Origin of the sequence: Xanthomonas campestris pv. asclepiadis (assembly GCF_020784175.1) — a bacterium.
In the GTDB taxonomy this organism is placed as follows: domain Bacteria; phylum Pseudomonadota; class Gammaproteobacteria; order Xanthomonadales; family Xanthomonadaceae; genus Xanthomonas; species Xanthomonas campestris_D.
The window spans coordinates 11,603-29,954 of record NZ_JAJGQM010000015.1 but is presented as its reverse complement, the minus strand read 5'-3'; the positions used below and the strand labels follow the sequence as shown (position 1 = coordinate 29,954).

General features: G+C 65.9%; 17 protein-coding genes. 7 read left to right on the top strand and 10 right to left on the bottom strand.

All coding sequences use genetic code 11. From position 1 onward, the window contains the following. Window positions 1-8: 8 nt before the first annotated feature. A complete protein-coding gene (locus tag LL972_RS09240; protein ID WP_228327380.1) occupies window positions 9-1,148 on the bottom strand; it encodes a putative acyl-CoA thioester hydrolase in 1,140 nt (379 codons plus the stop codon). A 453-nt stretch (window positions 1,149-1,601) separates the two neighbouring features. Here LL972_RS09240 and LL972_RS09235 point away from each other — a divergent pair, with 453 nt between their 5' ends. Together LL972_RS09235 and LL972_RS09230 are read left to right on the top strand one after the other, a co-directional pair. Next, the gene (locus tag LL972_RS09235; protein ID WP_228327336.1) at window positions 1,602-2,090 is read left to right on the top strand and encodes a pyridoxamine 5'-phosphate oxidase family protein; all 489 of its coding nucleotides are present in this window, start codon (window positions 1,602-1,604) and stop codon (window positions 2,088-2,090) included. Window positions 2,091-2,271: 181 nt separating this feature from the next. Beyond that, window positions 2,272-2,562: a hypothetical protein gene (locus LL972_RS09230; protein WP_228327335.1), complete on the top strand. Its 291-nt coding sequence runs from the start codon at window positions 2,272-2,274 to the stop codon at window positions 2,560-2,562. Between the two features lie 22 nt (window positions 2,563-2,584). On the opposite strand, the gene eutC is transcribed toward LL972_RS09230, so the two are convergent. From eutC to yidD, 6 genes are all read right to left on the bottom strand, one after another. Continuing rightward, complete coding sequence (gene eutC, locus LL972_RS09225) at window positions 2,585-3,421, bottom strand: ethanolamine ammonia-lyase subunit EutC (RefSeq protein WP_228327334.1); 837 nt, start codon at window positions 3,419-3,421, stop codon at window positions 2,585-2,587. After that, entirely contained in the window at window positions 3,418-4,827 is a 1,410-nt protein-coding gene (locus LL972_RS09220) for an ethanolamine ammonia-lyase subunit EutB (protein ID WP_228327333.1), read from the bottom strand. The genes eutC and LL972_RS09220 overlap by 4 nt, the downstream gene beginning before the upstream one ends. Then, complete coding sequence (eat, locus tag LL972_RS09215; RefSeq protein WP_228327332.1) at window positions 4,824-6,188, bottom strand: ethanolamine permease; 1,365 nt, start codon at window positions 6,186-6,188, stop codon at window positions 4,824-4,826. The genes LL972_RS09220 and eat overlap by 4 nt, the downstream gene beginning before the upstream one ends. A 260-nt stretch (window positions 6,189-6,448) precedes the next feature. Beyond that, window positions 6,449-7,288 (bottom strand): M23 family metallopeptidase, encoded by an 840-nt coding sequence (locus tag LL972_RS09210; protein ID WP_228327331.1) that lies wholly within the window; start codon window positions 7,286-7,288, stop codon window positions 6,449-6,451. Next, complete coding sequence (locus LL972_RS09205) at window positions 7,288-8,637, bottom strand: dihydroorotase (protein WP_228327330.1); 1,350 nt, start codon at window positions 8,635-8,637, stop codon at window positions 7,288-7,290. The genes LL972_RS09210 and LL972_RS09205 overlap by 1 nt, the downstream gene beginning before the upstream one ends. Then, complete coding sequence (yidD, locus tag LL972_RS09200; RefSeq protein ID WP_104586168.1) at window positions 8,634-8,927, bottom strand: membrane protein insertion efficiency factor YidD; 294 nt, start codon at window positions 8,925-8,927, stop codon at window positions 8,634-8,636. Before yidD ends, LL972_RS09205 begins: the two co-directional genes overlap by 4 nt. A 90-nt stretch (window positions 8,928-9,017) precedes the next feature. Here yidD and dksA point away from each other — a divergent pair, with 90 nt between their 5' ends. Further along, window positions 9,018-10,061, top strand: coding sequence for an RNA polymerase-binding protein DksA (gene dksA / locus LL972_RS21700; protein WP_228327329.1), 1,044 nt, complete (start codon window positions 9,018-9,020; stop codon window positions 10,059-10,061). A 244-nt stretch (window positions 10,062-10,305) separates the two neighbouring features. On the opposite strand, the gene LL972_RS09190 is transcribed toward dksA, so the two are convergent. The 3 genes from LL972_RS09190 to cysS all read right to left on the bottom strand — a co-directional run bounded on the left by LL972_RS09190 (window position 10,306) and on the right by cysS (window position 13,713). Further along, window positions 10,306-11,556: an MFS transporter gene (locus tag LL972_RS09190; protein WP_228327328.1), complete on the bottom strand. Its 1,251-nt coding sequence runs from the start codon at window positions 11,554-11,556 to the stop codon at window positions 10,306-10,308. Beyond that, window positions 11,553-11,990, bottom strand: a complete 438-nt coding sequence (locus tag LL972_RS09185) for a SufE family protein (RefSeq protein ID WP_016903219.1) — start codon at window positions 11,988-11,990, stop codon at window positions 11,553-11,555. The genes LL972_RS09190 and LL972_RS09185 overlap by 4 nt, the downstream gene beginning before the upstream one ends. A gap of 298 nt (window positions 11,991-12,288) precedes the next feature. Further along, a complete protein-coding gene (gene cysS / locus LL972_RS09180) occupies window positions 12,289-13,713 on the bottom strand; it encodes a cysteine--tRNA ligase (protein ID WP_228327327.1) in 1,425 nt (474 codons plus the stop codon). Window positions 13,714-13,899: 186 nt separating this feature from the next. Between cysS and LL972_RS09175 the strand changes: the two genes are divergently transcribed. From LL972_RS09175 to LL972_RS09160, 4 genes are all read left to right on the top strand, one after another. Continuing rightward, entirely contained in the window at window positions 13,900-14,391 is a 492-nt protein-coding gene (locus tag LL972_RS09175) for a hypothetical protein (protein WP_228327379.1), read from the top strand. Between the two features lie 312 nt (window positions 14,392-14,703). Further along, window positions 14,704-15,729 carry an N-acetylornithine carbamoyltransferase gene (locus LL972_RS09170; protein ID WP_228327326.1) on the top strand — a complete coding sequence of 342 codons (1,026 nt, stop codon included), beginning with the start codon at window positions 14,704-14,706 and terminating at the stop codon, window positions 15,727-15,729. Between the two features lie 71 nt (window positions 15,730-15,800). Beyond that, window positions 15,801-17,045 (top strand): argininosuccinate synthase, encoded by a 1,245-nt coding sequence (locus LL972_RS09165; RefSeq protein WP_228327325.1) that lies wholly within the window; start codon window positions 15,801-15,803, stop codon window positions 17,043-17,045. A gap of 196 nt (window positions 17,046-17,241) precedes the next feature. Continuing rightward, the gene (locus LL972_RS09160; RefSeq protein ID WP_228327324.1) at window positions 17,242-18,342 is read left to right on the top strand and encodes an acetylornithine deacetylase; all 1,101 of its coding nucleotides are present in this window, start codon (window positions 17,242-17,244) and stop codon (window positions 18,340-18,342) included. The last annotated feature ends 10 nt before the right edge of the window (window positions 18,343-18,352 follow it).

The window sequence follows — 18,352 nt, the reverse complement described above, 5'->3', positions numbered from 1 at the left end:
GCGACCCATCAGTCCGCGCTGCCGGCGCCGCTGTTGCCGTATTCGTAGAACCGGTTGGCCGAATTGGCGCAGTTGCTGCTGCAGTACGGACGGCTGGCAGTGGAGGCATTCCACGGTGCGGTCTTGCGGATATGGCTGCCCAGGCTGGAATCGCGCACCGTCACCTGGCCGTTGGGCGAGGTGCCGTTGACGTAGGCGGACAGGCTGCTGATGCCTTCATCCCAGGCGCGCCCGAGATAGGTCTGGTTGTCGGGCGATCCGGAGCCGGCGACGAAGCGGCTATTGATCGCCAGGAACCCGTAGGCGCTGCCCGGGCGTGTGCTGGGCGCAAAGATATAGCCGCCGCGGTTGCTGCCCAGGCGCGCGCCGGCCGAGCGAATGGTGGCGTTGTCGAACACGCCCACCCCCGAGCCGAAGATGAAGTCGACATCGCCCTCGATCGTGCTGTTCTTGAAATAGGCGCGAATCACGTTGGCGGCGTTGGTCGCGCTGATCAGCAAGGTGTCCTGATTGCCGGTCACCAGCACATCTTCGAAACTGGCCTGGTCGCCACGTACCGCCAGCGCCACTGCGGCCTGATTGTTGTCCGCGTAAGTGCCTTCGACATAATGGTTGTGCACGCGCAGGTGACGCGCCTGGAAGCCGGCTGCACGCACGGTCAGTGTCGCGCTGTTGGAAGTGCCCACCGTGGTTGCTGCTGCATTGCTGGCACAGGGGTGAGTTGCGGTGCCGGCCGGCTTGGGCGTCGGGTTGGCGTTGTTGAAGCGGATCACGGTGTCGGTGGTGTTGCTGCCCAGGCCGAACACGGTCAGCGGTGGCGCGTTGGCCGGCACGCAGACCAGTTCGGTATAGGTGCCTGCCTTGACACTGATGTAGCGACGGGTGCTGCCGCCGGCAGCGACCGCTGCATCGATTGCCGACTGCACGGTGCGGTAGCGCGTGGAGCCATCGGCGGCCACGGCGAAGTCTGCACTGAGCAGTGCGACCCCTGCAGTGGGATTCCAGTTGTCGGTGACCAGGGCAGTGATCGGGCCGGCCTTGGCCAAGGCCTTGGAGATGGTGTACGTGTTCGCTTCGCTGCTGGTGAGTTGCGGGCGGCTGGCCGTGCCGGTCAACGCGGGGGCATCGACACTGACAAGGCTCAGCAGGACGGCGGCGATACAGGTCGTGCGCAAGGGCGATGCAGACATGAGTGGCGCTCTCTCGGAAGGGACGCAGACGATGGGTTGATACGCTTCATCCGCCGGACCCTGCGTGCCTGTACCGCTAGCATGGCGCACACGCGATGGGCGGATGCCGGTCACCGCGTCTGGGGGTTCCTGGATGGCGGAGCAATCGGCGAGGCGATCTTACTGACCTGGCCGATTCAGCGGCCTGGCGGTGAGACGCAAAGTTCAAGACCTTTGGTGGCATCACGCTCCGCGACGTGACTGCGTCGCAAACAGGCAGCGTGGCTGCAATGACCGGTGCAGTGCACCATCGCAGACCGGCGGATCGCGTTGCCGCCGTGTGCAGGCAAGAGTGCACATCGTCACATGCCGTGGGCAGGGAGACTTCCAGACTGAGCCACCCGCGTAGACACGCGCATGTGAGATAGCGAGATGGCAGATCCCAAAGAGCTGCAGGAAAAATTCTGGAAAGCCTTGAAATCCGATCGCACTGTGATGCTGGGCCTGGATGGAGTGGAAGATGGGCATGCACGCCCGATGACCGCGCAGATCGAAGGCGATAGCGGTGGTCCGATCTGGTTCTTCACCTCCAAGGACAATGCGCTGATTTCCATGCTGGGCCAGGGCCGCCGCGTCATTGGCGCCTTCAGCAGCAAGGGGCACGACCTGTTCGCCAGCATCAGCGGCTCGTTGCGCGAAGACACCGACCCGGCTGTGGTCGAGCGTCTGTGGAACCCGCATGTCGCTGCCTGGTACGAAGGCGGCAAGGACGATCCCAAGTTGGCGCTGCTGCGCCTGGATACCGATCACGCGCAGATATGGCTCAACGGTTCCAGTTTGTTGGCCGGCATCAAGGTGCTGTTCGGCGTCGACCCGAAAAAGGATTACCAGGACAAGGTGGCGGACGTTCCGCTGCGCTAAGGTCTGATCCACGCATGCGCGATCTTCGAGATGGTGCATGCGACCTCATGCATCCAGGTGCTGTCGCTTGTGCAGGCACCGATTCGGTTGTGAGGCTGGACCGGCGCGGTCAGCTTGGATTGCATGCGAGAACGGTGATGGCACTGCGCGTTCACGCGCTGCCTGACAGAGGAGAAACAAGATGCAACAGATCGAAACTGGCCAGATGGTGTTTCTGCGGGATGGCGAAGTCTGCGTCGGTGCCGTCCGCGAGGTGCGCAAGGATGGCGCCGAGCTGGTCATCAATATTGAAAACGGGGGCGACTTCGTGCTACCTGCGTCGGTGGTGCGTGATGTGCATTCCGGCAAGGTGATGCTGGATGTCGAGCAACTGCCGGAAGAGGTACGCAATGCCCTGCGCCATCCGCACGACAACGAGTTGCCGACGAGCACCTATGCGGCCAGCGATCCGCACGATGGCGCGCTCAGGTAAGTCGGCTAACTACGAACTAGGTTCAAAAATCCGGCCGCATCCCATCGGGAAGTAAGAATGTCCGCGGCGCAGCATCGGACGGGCCAGCCGACGGCAGTGCCGGCTGCTCGGCCTCATCCTTGAGTTGCACGCCGGACAGCTTGCGTCGGAACGATTCGCGCAGTAGGTACGCAAGCTTATGGGTGGCGTCGGCGTAATTCAGCCCTTCGGTGCGGATGTTGGAAATGCAATTGCGCGCCGCGTCGGTCAGACCCACCCGCGGGCTGTAGGTCAGATACAGACCCAGGCTGTCGGGCGAGCTCAGGCCTGGCCGTTCGCCGATCAACACGATCACCAGACGCGCCTTGAGCAGTTCGCCGACCTCGTCGCCGATGGCGACGCGGCCTTGCGCGATCAACACCACCGGCGCCAATGACCAGCATTCGTGCGCAGCCAGCGCGTCGATATGCTCCAGCATCTGCGCCGCATGCCGATGCACCGCCAATGCGGAGAGTCCGTCGGCGACCACCACCGCAACATCGTGCCCGCCGCCATGGACCGCGGTCAGGCCACGCAGATGCGCGGCCGCATCCTCGCCCAGGCGCCGGCCCAGATCCGGCCTTTTCAGGTAGGCATGCCGATCCACTGCCGCGCTGTGCAGCAGAATGCTGTCACGCCCACGCTGTTTCAGCGCTGTTTGCAGCGGCTGTGGATCCAATGCCAGATGCACCGCATCGCGTGCCTGCGCATGCGCGAGCTGGAAATCCAGATGTGCCGCGGTCGGCAGGCTGGTGCCGACGCGCCCCAGCGCGATGCGCGCCGGCGTCAGCCGGCGCAGTTGTGCCCAGGCGTCGCGCGGTGGGGTGGTCGGGTCGCTCATTGCACGCTGCCGGTGTGCAACTGCTCCAGCGCACGCCGGAACGGTGCGGGAAGCTCGCTGCCGAGTTCGAAGCGTCCATCGCGCAGACGCAGGATGCCTTGTTGCTCCAGCCAGTGTTCGAACTCGGGCGCAGCGCGCAGGCCGAGCGCCTGGCGCGCATACAGCGCATCGTGGAACGAGGTGGTCTGGTAGTTGAGCATCACATCGTCCGAGCCGGGGATGCCCATGATGAAGTTGATGCCGGCGGTGCCGAGCAGGGTCAGCAGCACGTCCATGTCGTCCTGATCGGCTTCGGCATGATTGGTGTAGCAGATGTCGCAGCCCATCGGCACGCCGAGCAGCTTGCCGCAGAAGTGATCCTCCAGCCCGGCACGGATGATCTGTTTGCCGTCGTAGAGATATTCCGGGCCGATAAAGCCCACCACGGTGTTCACCAGCAGCGGCTTGAACTGCCGCGCCAGGGCATAGGCGCGCACCTCACAGGTCTGCTGATCGACGCCGTGATGCGCGTTGGCCGACAACGCGCTGCCCTGGCCGGTCTCGAAATACATCACGTTGTCGCCGACGCTGCCACGCCGCAACGATACCCCGGCGTCATGGCCTTCCTGCAGCAGCGCCAGATTGATGCCGAAGCTGGCATTGGCCGCTTCGGTGCCGGCGATCGACTGGAACACCAGATCCACCGGCACACCGCGGTTGATCGCCTCAATGGTGGTGGTGATATGCGCCAGCACACAGGATTGCGTGGGGATCTGGTAACCGGTGATCACCGCATCGAGCATGCGCAGCAACGCGGTGGTGGCGGCCAGGCTGTCGCTGGCAGGATTGATGCCGATCACTGCATCGCCATTGCCGTACAACAGGCCATCGAGCACGCTGGCGGCGATGCCGGTGGCATCGTCGGTAGGGTGGTTGGGCTGCAGGCGCGTGGACAGACGGCCACGCAAGCCCAGCGTATTGCGAAAGCGCGTGACCACGCGCGTCTTCTGCGCGACCAGGATCAGGTCCTGCACGCGCATCAACTTCGAGACCGCCGCCACCATCTCCGGTGTCAGTCCGGGTGCCAGTGCGGTTAGTGCCGCTTCGTCGGCCTGCGCACTCAACAGCCAATCGCGAAAGCCGCCGACGGTGAGATGCGCCACCGCGGCAAATGCGGCCGCATCGTGCTGGTCGACGATCAGGCGGGTGACCTCGTCCGATTCGTACGGCACCACCGCTTCATCGAGGAAGTGACGCAGCGGCAGATCCGCCAGCGCCATCTGCGCCGCCACCCGCTGCAGCCCGGAGTCGGCGGCGAGCCCGGCCAGTTGGTCGCCCGAGCGCGTCGGCGTGGCCTTGGCCAGCAAGGTCTTGAGATCGGCAAACCGGAAGCGCTCGCCGCCTGCGCTGAACGCGAACCCGCTCATCTGGCACTGGCCGCAGGCGTGGCCTGGCCGCGCAGGCTCAGCACGCAACACAGCCCGCCGAACAGCAGCAGGCCCACGAAGATCAGCGCCACGATCGGGTTGAACCAGACCATCGCCACCAGGCACACCAGCGCCAGCAGCAGCGCGATGGCCGGCACCACCGGATAGCCCGGCGCACGAAAGCTGCGCTCCAGCCCGGGTTCGGCGCGGCGCAGCTTGAACAGGCTGAGCATGCTCATCCCATACATCACGATCGCACCGAACACCGACATGGTGATCATCGCCGCGGTCAGCGACATGCCCTGGATCTTGACCACGCTGTCGCTGCAGATCGCCGCGATGCCGATCGCGCCGCCGGCAAGAATCGCGCGATGCGGCGTACGAAAGCGCGACAGCCTGGCCAGGCCGTGCGGCAGGAACCCGGCACGCGCCAACGCAAAGAACTGCCGCGAATAGCCCAGGATGATGCCGTGGAAGCTGGCCACCAGGCCGAACAGGCCGATCCACACCAGCATATGTAGCCAGGTCGAGCTGTTGCCGACCACCGCCTTCATCGCCTGCGGCAGCGGGTCGTTGATGTTGGAGAGCTGACGCCAGTCGCCGACCCCACCCGCAAACACCATCACGCCCAATGCCAGCACCACCAGGGTGAGGATGCCGGCGATGTAGGCGCGCGGAATCGTGCGCCTGGGGTCCTTGGCTTCTTCGGCCGCCATCGCCGCGCCCTCGATCGCCAGAAAGAACCAGATCGCAAACGGGATCGCGGCAAAGATGCCGGAGATCGCCGCCGGGCCGAATACATCGCTACCGGCCCAGCCGTTGGCGGCAAAGCGCGCAACGCTGAAGCCCGGTGCCACCACGCCCATGAACACCAGTAACTCGATCACCGCCAGCAAGGTCACGATCAGTTCGAAGGTGGCGGCGATCGCCACGCCGACGATGTTCAAGCTCATGAAGATCGCATACGCGCCGATCGCCGCGATGCGTGGGTCCAGGGTCGGGAACTGCACATTGAGATAGGCGCCAATGGCCATCGCAATGGCCGGCGGCGCGAACACGAACTCGATCAGCGTGGCCAGGCCCGCCAGCATGCCGCCGTAGGTGCCGAATGCGCGCAGGCTGTAGGCGAACGGCCCACCCGCATTGGGGATGGCGGTGGTCAGCTCGGTAAAGCTGAAGATGAAGCAGGTGTACATCACCGCGACCAGCAGCGTTGTCACCAGAAAGCCCAGCGTGCCGGCGGTGCCCCAGCCGTAGCTCCAGCCGAAATATTCGCCGGAAATCACCAGACCCACTGCGATCCCCCACAGCTGCCAGGTGCCCAGGGTGGGTTTGAGTTGTTCGTTGCGCATGTCGCGCATCTCCTGCGGTCGGGGGAGGGGAGATGAAGCAGGTCCGGCGCGTCAACGCGGAACCGACCGCCAGCGACCAGTCGCCCACGGACGCATGGCGACGATCGACGGTCGTTCCGGTTATACCCCAAAGCCCTGCGGCGAACATACGCACCGCGGGTGGGTCGCAGAGAACACGCCTCCACGCCAGCGCAACCAGAGCCCCTCTCCTTTGGGAGAGGGTTGGGGTGAGGGTAGGGTTGCGCAGTCGATATCCCGCCGCTTTAAAACTATTTGCTGCGCTCGAGCACCAGCAACGGATCGATCCGCACATCGAACCAGTTCATCCCCCAATGCAGATGTGGCCCGGTCGCGCGCCCGGTGGCACCCACCGCCGCGATCACCTGGCCTTGCTCCACCCGGTCGCCCACCTTCACGTCAATGCGCGACAGATGCAGAAAATTCGAACTCACCCCGAAGCCATGGTCCAGCAGCACGGTGCCGCCGGTCAGGTACAGGTCCGGCGCGGCGAAGGTCACCACGCCGGCGGCCGGTGCCTTGACCGGCGTGCCGGTGGGCACGGCGATATCCATGCCCGAATGGCCGGCGCCGGGCTGGCCGTTGTAGACGCGCGCATTGCCGAAGCGCCCGCTGATGCGGCCCTGCACCGGCCAGATGAAGGGCTGGGCGAAATCGGTGCGGGCATCGTCGCGGTCGCGCGCGGCGGTGACCTGCGCCTGCTCGCGCTTGATCCGCTCGGCGATCGCCGCAGGCGGATTGACCGTCTTGGGCGGCACGCCGTTGACGCGCTCCACCGGCCAGTCGCGTGGCGTCACCGCAATGCTGGCGGTCTGCGTGCTGCCATCGGGCCGGGTGATCTGCACCTGCAACGGGCCGGTGGCGTCGCGGCCGATGCCGAACACCACGCTGCCATAGCCGCTGACCCGCAAGCTGCGGCCGGCGTACTGCACCTGGCTGCCCGCCGGCACCTTGCCGATCACCAGCGCGCCCTGCGACGCGCTTTGCGGAAATACCACCTCCGTAGCGTCGGCAGACTGCGCAGCGACGCTGCCAACAGCGAGCGAGAGCGGCGCAAGCGCAAGCCAGGCGCCAATCAGGGCTGCGCGCATCAGCGGTCGAAGGTCAGGCGTTGACCGGCCGCACTGCCAACCAACTGTTCGCCATCCCACACCTGCTGGCCGTTGACCCAGGTGGCGGCGATGCGCGAGCGGAACGTGGTGCCTTCGAACGGCGACCAGCCGCACTTGGACAGCACCTGCTCGCGCTTCACGGTGAACGGGGTGTTGTCGATCATCACCAGGTCGGCGAAATAGCCTTCGCGCAGGAAGCCGCGTTCTTCCACATCGAACAGCTGCGCCGGCGCATGCGCGAACTTCTGCACGATACGGGTGATCGGCAGCTTGCCCTCGTGCACCAGTTCCAGCGCGGCGACCAGCGCGTACTGCACCAGCGGCAGGCCGGAGGGCGCCTGCGCGTAAGGCTTCTGCTTCTCTTCCCAGGTATGCGGCGCATGGTCGGTGGCGAGCACGTCGATGACGTCCTCGGCCAGCGCCTGGATCAGCGCCAGGCGGTCCTCGGCGTCCTTGATCGCGGGGTTGCACTTGATCAGGTTGCCCAGCCGCGCGTAATCGCTGCGGTCAAAGCGCAGGAAGTGGATGCAGGTCTCGGCGGTGATGCGCTTGCGCAGCTTGCCTTCGGCATCGACCAGCGGGCCGGCCTCGAACAGCGCCAGCTCGTCGGCAGTGGAGATATGCAGCACGTGCAGTCGGGTGTTGTGCCTGCGCGCCAGCGCCACCGCCAGCTGCGAGGACTTCAGGCAGGCCTGCCGCGAGCGGATGTCCGGATGCATCTCCGGGGTCAGTGCGTCGCCGTATTTTTCCTTGTACTGCGCCAGCGTCGCATCGATGGTCGGGGTGTCTTCGCAGTGGGTGATGATCGGCGTCGGTGCGTCGCGGAAGATCGCGTCCAGCGTCTCGGGATTGTCGACCAGCATGTTGCCGGTGGAGGCGCCCATGAACACCTTGATGCCCGGGGCAGTCTTCGGATCCAGCGTCTGGATCGCAGCCAGGTTGTCGTTGCTGGCGCCCATGTAGAAGCCGTAGTTGGCCCAGGCGCGCCCGGCTGCAGCGTCGTACTTGGCCTGCAGTGCGGCCGCGTCCAGGGTCGGCGGGTTGGTGTTGGGCATGTCCATGAAGCTGGTCAGGCCACCGGCCACCGCGGCGCCGGATTCGGTCGCGATGTCGCCCTTGTGGGTCAGGCCCGGTTCGCGGAAGTGCACCTGGTCGTCGATCATGCCCGGCAGCACCCAGCGTCCGGCGGCGTCCACCACGGTGTCGCCCGCAGCCGGGGCGATCTTGCTGGTGATCTTCGCGATGCGGCCGGCGTCGATCAGCAGATCGGCGTCGAATTCCTTGCCTTCATTGACCAGGCGGGCGTTGACGATGAGGGTTCGGCTCATGGATGAGGTCCTTTGCAGCTGCAGGAAGGGGAGACGGGCGAGGCTGCGGACGCAGGCGCGTCGGGCACGGGGTCGAACCCGCCCGGATGGAAGGGATGGCAGCGGCCGAGCCGGCGCGTGGCCAGCCAGCAACCGCGTAGCGGGCCGAAGCGGCCGATCGCGGTCATCGCATACTCCGAGCAACTGGGCGCAAAACGGCAGCGCGGCCCCAGCAAGGGGCTGATGAACCGCTTGTAGAAACGCAGCAGCGCGATGAGCAGGCGTGAGATCACTTGCCAATGATATGCCACTTGGATTAATACGTGGTTGCCGGGGGTCCGTGGGGTAAGCTATAAAGGCCCGCTTTCCCGGGCCCCGGGGGAACCAAGGATGAGCGTTTCGTGGCTGCTAAAAAACCTGCAAAAAAGGCCGTAGAGGCCGCCAAGAAGTCCGCCAGACCCGTTGCGAAGAAGGCAGCGGCGCCCGCCGCTGCAAAACCGGCCGCCAAGCAGGCGACGCCGTCCGCCAAGCAGCCGGTTGCCAAGAAGGCAGCTGCGACGAAGACCGCGGCCAAGCCGGCGCCGGTCTCCAAGAGCGCAGCGTCCAAACCCGCGGCCCTCAAACCTGTAAAATCTCCTGTCGCCAAGAGTGCTGCCAAGCCGGCGGCGAACAAGGCAGCTCCGGCAGCCGCCAAACCGGCCGCCAAGCCGGTGGCGCCCAAGTCCGTACCGAAGCCGGCTACCAAGTCGACTCCGGCCAAGTCAGTCCCGGTCAAGGCTGAAAAGCCCGCGCCCGCACCGGCCTCCAAGGCCGTCCCTGCGAAGCCGGCAAAGCCTGCGACCCCGTCACCTAAGAATCCCGTGCCCGTTTCGAAATCTTCAGCAAAAACGCCAACCAAAACCGAAGCCCCCGCCAAGCCCGCCGCGACCCGTCCGGTCGGCAAGGTGGCCGTGGCCGTGACCTCCAAGCCGTCCAGCCCGACCCCCAAGACCAAGTACAAGGTGGTCGAGTACAAGACCGATGAAGCCACCGGTCGTCCGATCCTGCCGCAGGGCTACAAGCCTGCAGCCGATGAGGAGTACATGAGCAAGCTGCAGCAGGAGTACTTCCGTCAGCGTCTGCAGAGCTGGCGCAACGACCTGGTCGAAGAGTCCAAGCAGACCATCGAAAACCTGCGCGAAGAAGTGCGCGACATCGGCGACGAAGCCGAGCGTGCCACGCGCGAGACCGAGAACTCGCTGGAGCTGCGCACCCGCGACCGTCACCGCAAGCTGATCGGCAAGATCGACAGCACGCTCAAGCGCCTGGAAGACGGCGACTACGGCTACTGCGTGGACACCGGCGAAGAGATCGGCATCGACCGCCTGGAAGCGCGTCTGACCGCCGAGCGCACCATCGACGCCCAGGAGCGTTGGGAGCACCTGCAGAAGCAGCAGGGCGACTGATCGTTCGACAAGGTCCAGGCCTTGTCCGTCGACTGAAAAACCCCGCCATGTGCGGGGTTTTTTGTGCGCGTCGCGCACACGCAATGGCGTTCGATGCATCGACAGGCCTGACGCATGGCAGGCGGCCTGGTTGGCGTCGCTTGCCTGATGTCGATCAAATGTACGGGCGCACCGTGCCCGGCCAGGCATAGGCAGCGAAACAGTGCCGGCTGCATTGGCAACCGGCACTGTCTCGTTGTAGGGCTCACTGCAGGTCGCGCAGATCCAGCTTGCGCAGCTTGGGCGCCTTCCACGCGGTGGTGGCGACCACGCCCAGGGTCACGCAGCCGCCGATCACCACCGCCGGCACCAGGCCGACCAGGCGCGCCATCACCCCGTCGTAGAACGCGCCCAGTTCGTTGGACGAGCCGATGAAGATGCCGTTGATCGACGACACCCGGCCACGCATCGCATCAGGCGTGGCCAGCTGCAGGATGGTCTGGCGCACCACCACCGACACCCCGTCGCACATGCCGTACACCAGCAGGATCGCCGCCGACAGCCAGAAATGCCGCGACAGGCCGAATGCGATCGTGCACAGCCCGAAGCCGGCCACCGACAGCATCAGGATGCGCCCGGCATTGCGTTGCAGCGGGTGCCGGGCCAGCCACACCCCGACCACGATCGAGCCCAGCGCCGGGGCGCCGCGCAGGATGCCCAGCCCTTCCGGGCCGTAATGCAGGATGTCGTGGATGAAGGCCGGCAGCATCGACACCGCGCCGCCCAGCAGCACCGAGAACATGTCCAGCGCCATCGCGCCCAGCATGATCTGGTTGGACAGCACGAACTGCGCGCCTTCGGCGATGCTGCGGAAGATCGGCGCACGCGGGCCTGCGTTGACCGGCTCGCTAACCCGCAACAGCGCCAGCGCCAGGATCGCCACCAACGCCACGCTGGCGGCCACGCCATAGGCCAGGCCCTTGCCGCCCCAGCCGACCAGTACGCCGCACAGCGCCGGGCCGATCACCATGCCGGCCTGGAAGGTGACGCTGCCGATGCTGGCGCCACGGGCGAAGGCCTCGCGCGGCAGCGCACGTGCAAACAGCGCGTTATAGACCGGCGACAGGAACGAGCGTGCCGCACCGGTCAGTGCGATCGCTGCGTAGATCGGCCACACGCCTTGCACCGGCAGCCAGCCGTGGGTGATCGCCAACAGCAGCAGCGCGGTGGCGACCAGGCCCAGCACCGCGACCATGCCGAGGCGTCGGCGCGGCAGATGATCGACCAGATAGCCGGCAAACGGCGCGATGCAGAAGAACGGCAGGATCTCCGCCAGGCCGATCAGCCCGAGCGAGAGCGGATTACGGGTGATCTCGTAGATATGCCAGCCGACCGTGACCGCGACGATCTGGTATGACAGCATCGCCGCCACGCGATACAGCAGCACTAGGCCGAACCCGGGGTGGGCCAGCAGCGTACGCAGCGAAGCGGCAGGCGAGGGCGTCGGCGTACTCACTGCTGGGCGCGGGCGGTGTCGCGGATGAAAGCCAGCATTGCGGCCACGCCGTTGCTGCGGGTCGGCGACAGATGCTTGGCCAGCCCGATTCCGGCGATGTAGTCCGGCTCGGTGGCCAGGATCTCCTGCGCGCTACGCCCGGAGTACACGCGCAAGGCCAGATAGATCAGCCCGGAGACGATCGCCGAGTCGCTGACGGCGTGGAAGTCCAGCCGCTCGGCATTGCCCTCGGGCACGATCCACACCATCGACTGGCAACCATGCAGGCGGTGTTCTTCGGTCTTCCACTGTTCGGGGAAGCTGGGCAGCTTGCGGCCCAGGTCGATCAGGTACTGGTAGCGCTCGGACCAGTCGCCGAAGAAGGAGAACTCCTCGGCAATGGCGGCCTGTGCGTCGACGGCGGTGGGTTCAAGCGGAAAGGGGGTGGTGGTCATCAAAAAATCCAGATTCGGTCGGTGATAGCGCTGCCCGGCGACACCGCAATGGCGCCCCTCACCCGCCGGGGCGAGAAGGCGCGGTTTGCGCGCCATGGGCGCGCGTGCCTTGAAGCGCCCGCGCCGCCAGCGCGGGCCGGGGCGCGGAGCAGGGTTGGGATGAGGGTACGGGCGAAGCCTCGCTGGAATTCGATGCGGGTGGCTTCGCCCATCTCAAAGAAAGCGATGCATGTGGCTGCGCTCGCACCCTCATCCGCCCCTGCGGGGCACCTTCCCCCAAAGGGAGAAGGGAGGAGGGTCATGCGCGCTTCCAGCGCACGCCTTGCGGGGTGTCTTCCAGCACGATGCCTTCGTCGGCCAGCTGGGTGCGGATGGCATCGGCGCGGGCAAAATCCCTGGCTCTCTTCGCGGCATTGCGTTCTTCGACCAGTGCAGTGATGCGCGCATCGTCGCCGGCGTCGGTGCCGCGCGAGAACCAGGCGGCCGGATCCTGCTGCAGCAAGCCCAGTGCCAGGCCTGCGCCGAGTAGCCGGGACTTCAGCCCGGACAGCGCGGCAACACCTGCCGGTGCATCGCCGCCATGCGCGAGTTGGGTGCGCAGCGCGCGTGCTTCGGAGGCAATGCTGGCGATGAACGACAGCGCGAGCGGGGTGTTGAGGTCGTCGTCGAGCGCGGCCTCCACCTCGTCGGGAATCGTGGCCGGCGGCGCGGGGGCGATCCCTGTGGCGTGCTCGGCCGCGGCCAGGTCGCGCACGGTGCCGTACAACCGATCCAGCGTGTTCTTGGCCTGTTCGATCAAGCCATCGGACCAGTCCAGCGGTTGCCGGTAGTGCGCGCTCAGCAGCGCGTAGCGCAGCGCCTCGGGCGGATGCCTGGCGATCAGGTCGTGCACGGTCTCGATATTGCCCAGCGACTTGCTCATCTTGGCGCCGCTGAAATTGAGCATGCCGTTGTGCAGCCAGAAACGGGCGAAGGTGGCGCCGCCATGTGCGCATTCGCTCTGCGCAATCTCATTCTCGTGATGCGGGAACTGCAGGTCTACGCCGCCGGCATGGATGTCGATGGTCGGGCCCAGGTGCGCGGCGGCCATCGCCGAGCATTCGATATGCCAGCCCGGGCGGCCGCGGCCCCAGGGCGAGTCCCAGCCGGGCAGCTCGTCGCTGGACGGCTTCCACAGCACGAAGTCGCCCGGGTCGCGCTTGTAAGGCGCCACGTCCACGCGCGCGCCGGCCAGCATCTCGTCCGGATCGCGGCGCGAGAGCTTGCCGTAGTGCGCGAAGCTGGCCACCGCGAACAGCACATGGCCCTCGGCAGCATAGGCATGCCCATTGGTGATCAGCTGCTCGATCATCGCCACGATCTGCGGGATATGCGCAGTGGCTTCCGGTTCGATGTCCGGCGGCAGCACGCCGAGCGCGGCCATGTCCTGGCGATAGATCGCGGCGAAGCGGTCGGTGATGGTCGAGATCGGCACGCCCTGCGCCTGCGCGGCGGCATTGATCTTGTCGTCCACGTCGGTGATGTTGCGCGCGTAGCGCAGCGCCCCGAAGCGCCGCCGCAGCAGTGCGGCCAGTACATCGAACACGACCGGGCCGCGGGCGTTGCCGATATGCGCGTAGTTGTAGACGGTGGGGCCGCACACATACAGGGTGGGGCTGGACGGATCGAGCGGTGCGAACGGCTCGATCCGCCGCGTCAGGTTGTTGTGCAGGCGCAGGCTCATCGGCATCTGAAAAAGGATAACCGGACGATTCTAGCCGGTCGCGGCGGGATGGCGAACCAGCCGTATGCTCCAAGCGGCACCGGTGACCGGATGGGCTGCGTTCAGCCCAAGGGATCGCAAGCTCCATACACTTACGTATTGCTTCGCTCCGCCCCCCTGGTACTGATGCGACCTTCCCCGTTCTTCCTGCTGCTGTGCATGTTCGCCTGGCAGGCACCGTCAGCGCATGCGGCAGAGACCGATCCCAAGAACCGGGTGGTGGTGATCGAGAACGTGAAGCTGGATTACGCGCAGGTGCTCAACGTCGAGCCGGTCTACCAGACCTTGCGTGCCACCCGCATCGAAGAACAGTGCGAGGCCGAGCCAGTCGCGCCGGTAGTGCCGGCCGAGGACGAAGGCCGCATCAACCGGATGGTGGATTCGGTCAAGGAGATGTTCTCGCGTCGCCCCGAGCCGGTCTCCGTGCCGATGGCGGTGCCGCCGACCAGCACGCGGCGCAACTGCCGGGTGGTGGAAGTGCCGCGCGAGTTCCGGCGGCCGATCGCCTTCGACGTGGACTACGTCTACAAGGGCACCAAGTACCGCTCGCGGCTGCCGGAAGACCCGGGCAACCGGCTGCGCATCCGTGTGTCGGTCACCCCCTACATCCCCGACGCCATCGTCGCGCCGCCGCGCTGAGTTGCGCAGCGGTTGCGCCGTACCCGCATGCATGCGAGGATTCGCGCCCTATGCACGCAAACGCCTTTCAGCACGACACCAGCGCCGCCCGGATGGCCTCCGGCATGACCTCGCGTGCCCGCCGACCGGAATCCCACATTTTCGCTGGGTAACCGGAGCGTTTGGCTGTTCCGCTGTTGAAAACCCAGCCCTGAGGCTGGGTTTTTTCGTTTTGACGTCACAAAAGTTTCAACCGCAAGAAACGCGCATGTCGCGCACCCCGTCGCTCCTGGCGGACCACGCAGCAGATGCACGCAGCACAAGGATCGATCGATGTCACTGAAGCACTTCTTGAACACCCAGGACTGGAGCCGCGCCGAACTGGACGCGCTGTTGACCCAGGCCGCGTTGTTCAAACGCAACAAGCTGGGAAGCGAGCTTAAGGGCAGGTCGATCGCGCTGGTGTTCTTCAACCCGTCCATGCGCACGCGGACCAGCTTCGAGCTGGGCGCGTTCCAGCTGGGCGGGCATGCGGTGGTGTTGCAGCCGGGCAAGGATGCCTGGCCGATCGAGTTCAATCTGGGCACGGTGATGGATGGCGACACCGAGGAGCACATCGCCGAAGTGGCGCGCGTGCTGGGCCGTTACGTCGACCTGATCGGCGTGCGCGCGTTCCCGAAGTTCGTCGACTGGCCCAAGGACCGTGAGGATCAGGTGCTCAGGAGCTTTGCCAAGTATTCGCCGGTGCCGGTGATCAACATGGAGACCATCACCCACCCGTGCCAGGAGCTGGCGCACGCGATGGCGTTGCAGGAACACTTCGGCACCCAGGATCTGCGCGGCAAGAAGTACGTGCTGACCTGGACCTATCATCCCAAGCCGTTGAACACCGCGGTGGCCAATTCCGCGCTGACCATCGCCACCCGCATGGGCATGGACGTGACCCTGCTGTGCCCGACGCCGGACTACATCCTGGACGAGCGCTACATGGACTGGGCGGCGCAGAACGTGGCCGAAAGCGGCGGCTCGCTGCAGGTCAGCCACGACATCGACAGCGCCTATGCCGGCGCCGACGTGGTGTACGCCAAGAGCTGGGGCGCGTTGCCGTTCTTCGGCAACTGGGAGCCGGAAAAGCCGATCCGCGACCAGTACCAGCACTTCATCGTCGACGAACGCAAGATGGCGCTGACCAACAACGGCGTGTTCTCGCACTGCCTGCCGCTGCGTCGCAACGTCAAGGCCACCGACGCGGTGATGGATTCGCCCAACTGCATCGCCATCGACGAGGCCGAGAACCGCCTGCATGTGCAGAAGGCGATCATGGCTGCCCTGGTGGGCCAGGGCAGCCGGGATTCGTGATTGGGGATGTGGGATTCGCAACCGCGAACCCGGCTCCCGACCCAACCTAGTCAACTTCTAAAGAGACCCCCATGTCGCAGCAGACCGCTTCCACCAATCCCGAATCCCCACTCTCCAATCCCGGCACAAAGAAGGACATCGTCCTCGCCTTCTCCGGCGGCCTCGACACCAGCTTCTGCATTCCGTATCTGCAAGCGCAGGGCTATGCGGTGCACACCGTGTTTGCCGATACCGGCGGGGTGGATGCCGAGGAGCGTGATTTCATCGAAAAGCGCGCGGCCGAACTCGGTGCCGCCAGCCATGTCACCGTCGATGGCGGCCCGGCCATCTGGCAGGGCTTCGTCAAGCCGTTCGTGTGGGCGGGCGAGGGCTATCAGGGCCAGTACCCGTTGCTGGTGTCCGACCGTTACCTGATCGTCGATGCCGCGCTCAAGCGCGCCGGGGAACTGGGCACGCGCAGCATCGCCCACGGCTGCACCGGCATGGGCAACGACCAGGTGCGTTTCGACCTGGCAGTCAAGGCACTGGGCGATTACCAGATCGTGGCGCCGATCCGCGAGATCCAGAAGGAGCACACCCAGACCCGCGCCTACGAGCAGAAGTATCTGGAAGAGCGCGGCTTCGGCGTGCGCGCCAAGCAGCAGGCCTACACCATCAACGAGAACCTGCTCGGGCTGACCATGTCCGGCGGCGAGATCGACCGTTGGGAAGCGCCGGGCGAGGGTGCGCGCGGCTGGTGCGCGCCGCGCAGCGAGTGGCCGGTCGAGGCGTTGACGGTCACCTTGACGTTCGTCGAAGGCGAGGCCGTTGAACTTAACGGCAAGGCGCTGCCGGGCGAGCAGATCCTGGCCCAGCTCAACAAGCTGTTCGCACCCTACGGCGTGGGCCGTGGCGTCTACACCGGCGACACCGTGATCGGTTTGAAGGGCCGCATCGTCTTCGAAGCGCCCGGCCTGATTTCGCTGCTGACCGCGCACCGTGCGCTGGAAGATGCGGTGCTGACCAAGCAGCAGAACCGCTTCAAGCCGGATGTGGCGCGCAAGTGGGTGGAGCTGGTGTACGAAGGTTTCTACCACGACCCGCTCAAGACCGATATCGAGGCGTTTTTGAAGTCGTCGCAGTCCAAGGTCAACGGCGAGGTCACGCTGGAAACCCGCGGTGGCCGCGTCGATGCGGTGGCGGTGCGTTCGCCGCATCTGCTCAACACCAAGGGCGCGACCTATGCGCAGTCGGCCGACTGGGGCGTGGAAGAGGCGGAAGGCTTCATCAAGCTGTTCGGGATGAGCTCGACGCTGTATGCGCAGGTGAATCGCTGAGGCGACCGCTCCGCAGGCAGCCGGCATCTTGCTTCTCCCGCGTGCGGGAGAAGCTGGCGCATCGCGCCGGATGAGAGCGACCTGCCGCATGCCCCCATCCGCCCTGTTGGGCACCTTCCCCCGCAGGCGGGGGAAGGGCCAGAGGGGCGTTAGAAAGACCGACCACCCTCTGGCCGACGCAATCAAGACGTGATCAATGACCACACTGCTCGACAACACACTGACGCATCTGGAACAGCTGGTGTCCTTCGACACCCGCAATCCGCCGCGGGCGATCGCTGCCGAGGGCGGCATCTTCGATTATCTGCGCGCGCAGCTGCCCGGTTTCCAGGTCGAGGTGATCGACCACGGTGCCGGTGCGGTGAGCCTGTATGCGGTGCGCGGCACGCCCAGCTACCTGTTCAACGTGCATCTGGACACGGTGCCGGATTCGCCGCACTGGAGCGCCGATCCGCACGTGATGCGGCGTACCGACGATCGCGTGATCGGCCTGGGCGTCTGCGACATCAAGGGTGCGGCAGCGGCGCTGGTGGCGGCGGCCAATGCCGGGCAGGGCGATGCGGCTTTCCTGTTTTCTTCCGACGAGGAAGCCAACGACCCGCGCTGCATCGCCGCGTTCCTGGCGCGCGGCGTCCCGTATGAGGCCGTGCTGGTCGCCGAGCCGACCATGAGCGAGGCGGTGCTGGCGCATCGCGGCATCAGCTCGGTGCTGATGCGGTTTGCCGGGCGTGCCGGGCATGCGTCGGGCAAGCAGGATCCATCCGCCAGTGCGCTGCACCAGGCGATGCGCTGGGGCGGCAGGGCGCTGGACCATGTCGAGTCGCTGGCGCATGCGCGCTTCGGCGGCCTGACCGGCCTGCGCTTCAACATCGGTCGGGTCGAGGGCGGCATCAAGGCAAACATGATCGCGCCGGCGGCCGAGCTGCGTTTCGGCTTTCGTCCGCTGCCGTCGATGGACGTGGATGGCTTGCTGGCCACGTTTGCCGGCTTCGCCGATCCGCTCGCGGCGCATTTCGAAGAAACCTTCCGCGGGCCGAGCCTGCCGTCGGGTGACATCGCGCGTGCAGAAGAGCGCCGCCTGGCCGCACGCGATGTCGCCGATGCGCTGGACCTGCCGATCGGCAATGCAGTGGATTTCTGGACCGAGGCCTCGCTGTTCTCGGCCGGTGGCTATACCGCACTGGTGTACGGACCGGGCGATATCGCCCAGGCGCACACCGCCGACGAATTCGTGACGTTTGCGCAGTTGCAGCGTTACGCCGAGTCGGTCCATCGCATCATCAACGGCTGCAACTGAAGCCGCGTTC

What these genes read in the sequence shown, in the direction of transcription:
- LL972_RS09160 (WP_228327324.1), top strand. Translation starts at nt 17,242, where the DNA reads ATGACCACACTGCTCGACAACACACTGACGCATCTGGAACAGCTGGTG.
- LL972_RS09235 (WP_228327336.1), top strand. Translation starts at nt 1,602, where the DNA reads ATGGCAGATCCCAAAGAGCTGCAGGAAAAATTCTGGAAAGCCTTGAAA.
- LL972_RS09230 (WP_228327335.1), top strand. Translation starts at nt 2,272, where the DNA reads ATGCAACAGATCGAAACTGGCCAGATGGTGTTTCTGCGGGATGGCGAA.
- LL972_RS09210 (WP_228327331.1), bottom strand. Translation starts at nt 7,288, where the DNA reads ATGCGCGCAGCCCTGATTGGCGCCTGGCTTGCGCTTGCGCCGCTCTCG.
- eat (WP_228327332.1), bottom strand. Translation starts at nt 6,188, where the DNA reads ATGCGCGACATGCGCAACGAACAACTCAAACCCACCCTGGGCACCTGG.
- eutC (WP_228327334.1), bottom strand. Translation starts at nt 3,421, where the DNA reads ATGAGCGACCCGACCACCCCACCGCGCGACGCCTGGGCACAACTGCGC.
- LL972_RS09205 (WP_228327330.1), bottom strand. Translation starts at nt 8,637, where the DNA reads ATGAGCCGAACCCTCATCGTCAACGCCCGCCTGGTCAATGAAGGCAAG.
- LL972_RS09220 (WP_228327333.1), bottom strand. Translation starts at nt 4,827, where the DNA reads ATGAGCGGGTTCGCGTTCAGCGCAGGCGGCGAGCGCTTCCGGTTTGCC.
- LL972_RS09170 (WP_228327326.1), top strand. Translation starts at nt 14,704, where the DNA reads ATGTCACTGAAGCACTTCTTGAACACCCAGGACTGGAGCCGCGCCGAA.
- cysS (WP_228327327.1), bottom strand. Translation starts at nt 13,713, where the DNA reads ATGAGCCTGCGCCTGCACAACAACCTGACGCGGCGGATCGAGCCGTTC.
- LL972_RS09165 (WP_228327325.1), top strand. Translation starts at nt 15,801, where the DNA reads ATGTCGCAGCAGACCGCTTCCACCAATCCCGAATCCCCACTCTCCAAT.
- LL972_RS09185 (WP_016903219.1), bottom strand. Translation starts at nt 11,990, where the DNA reads ATGACCACCACCCCCTTTCCGCTTGAACCCACCGCCGTCGACGCACAG.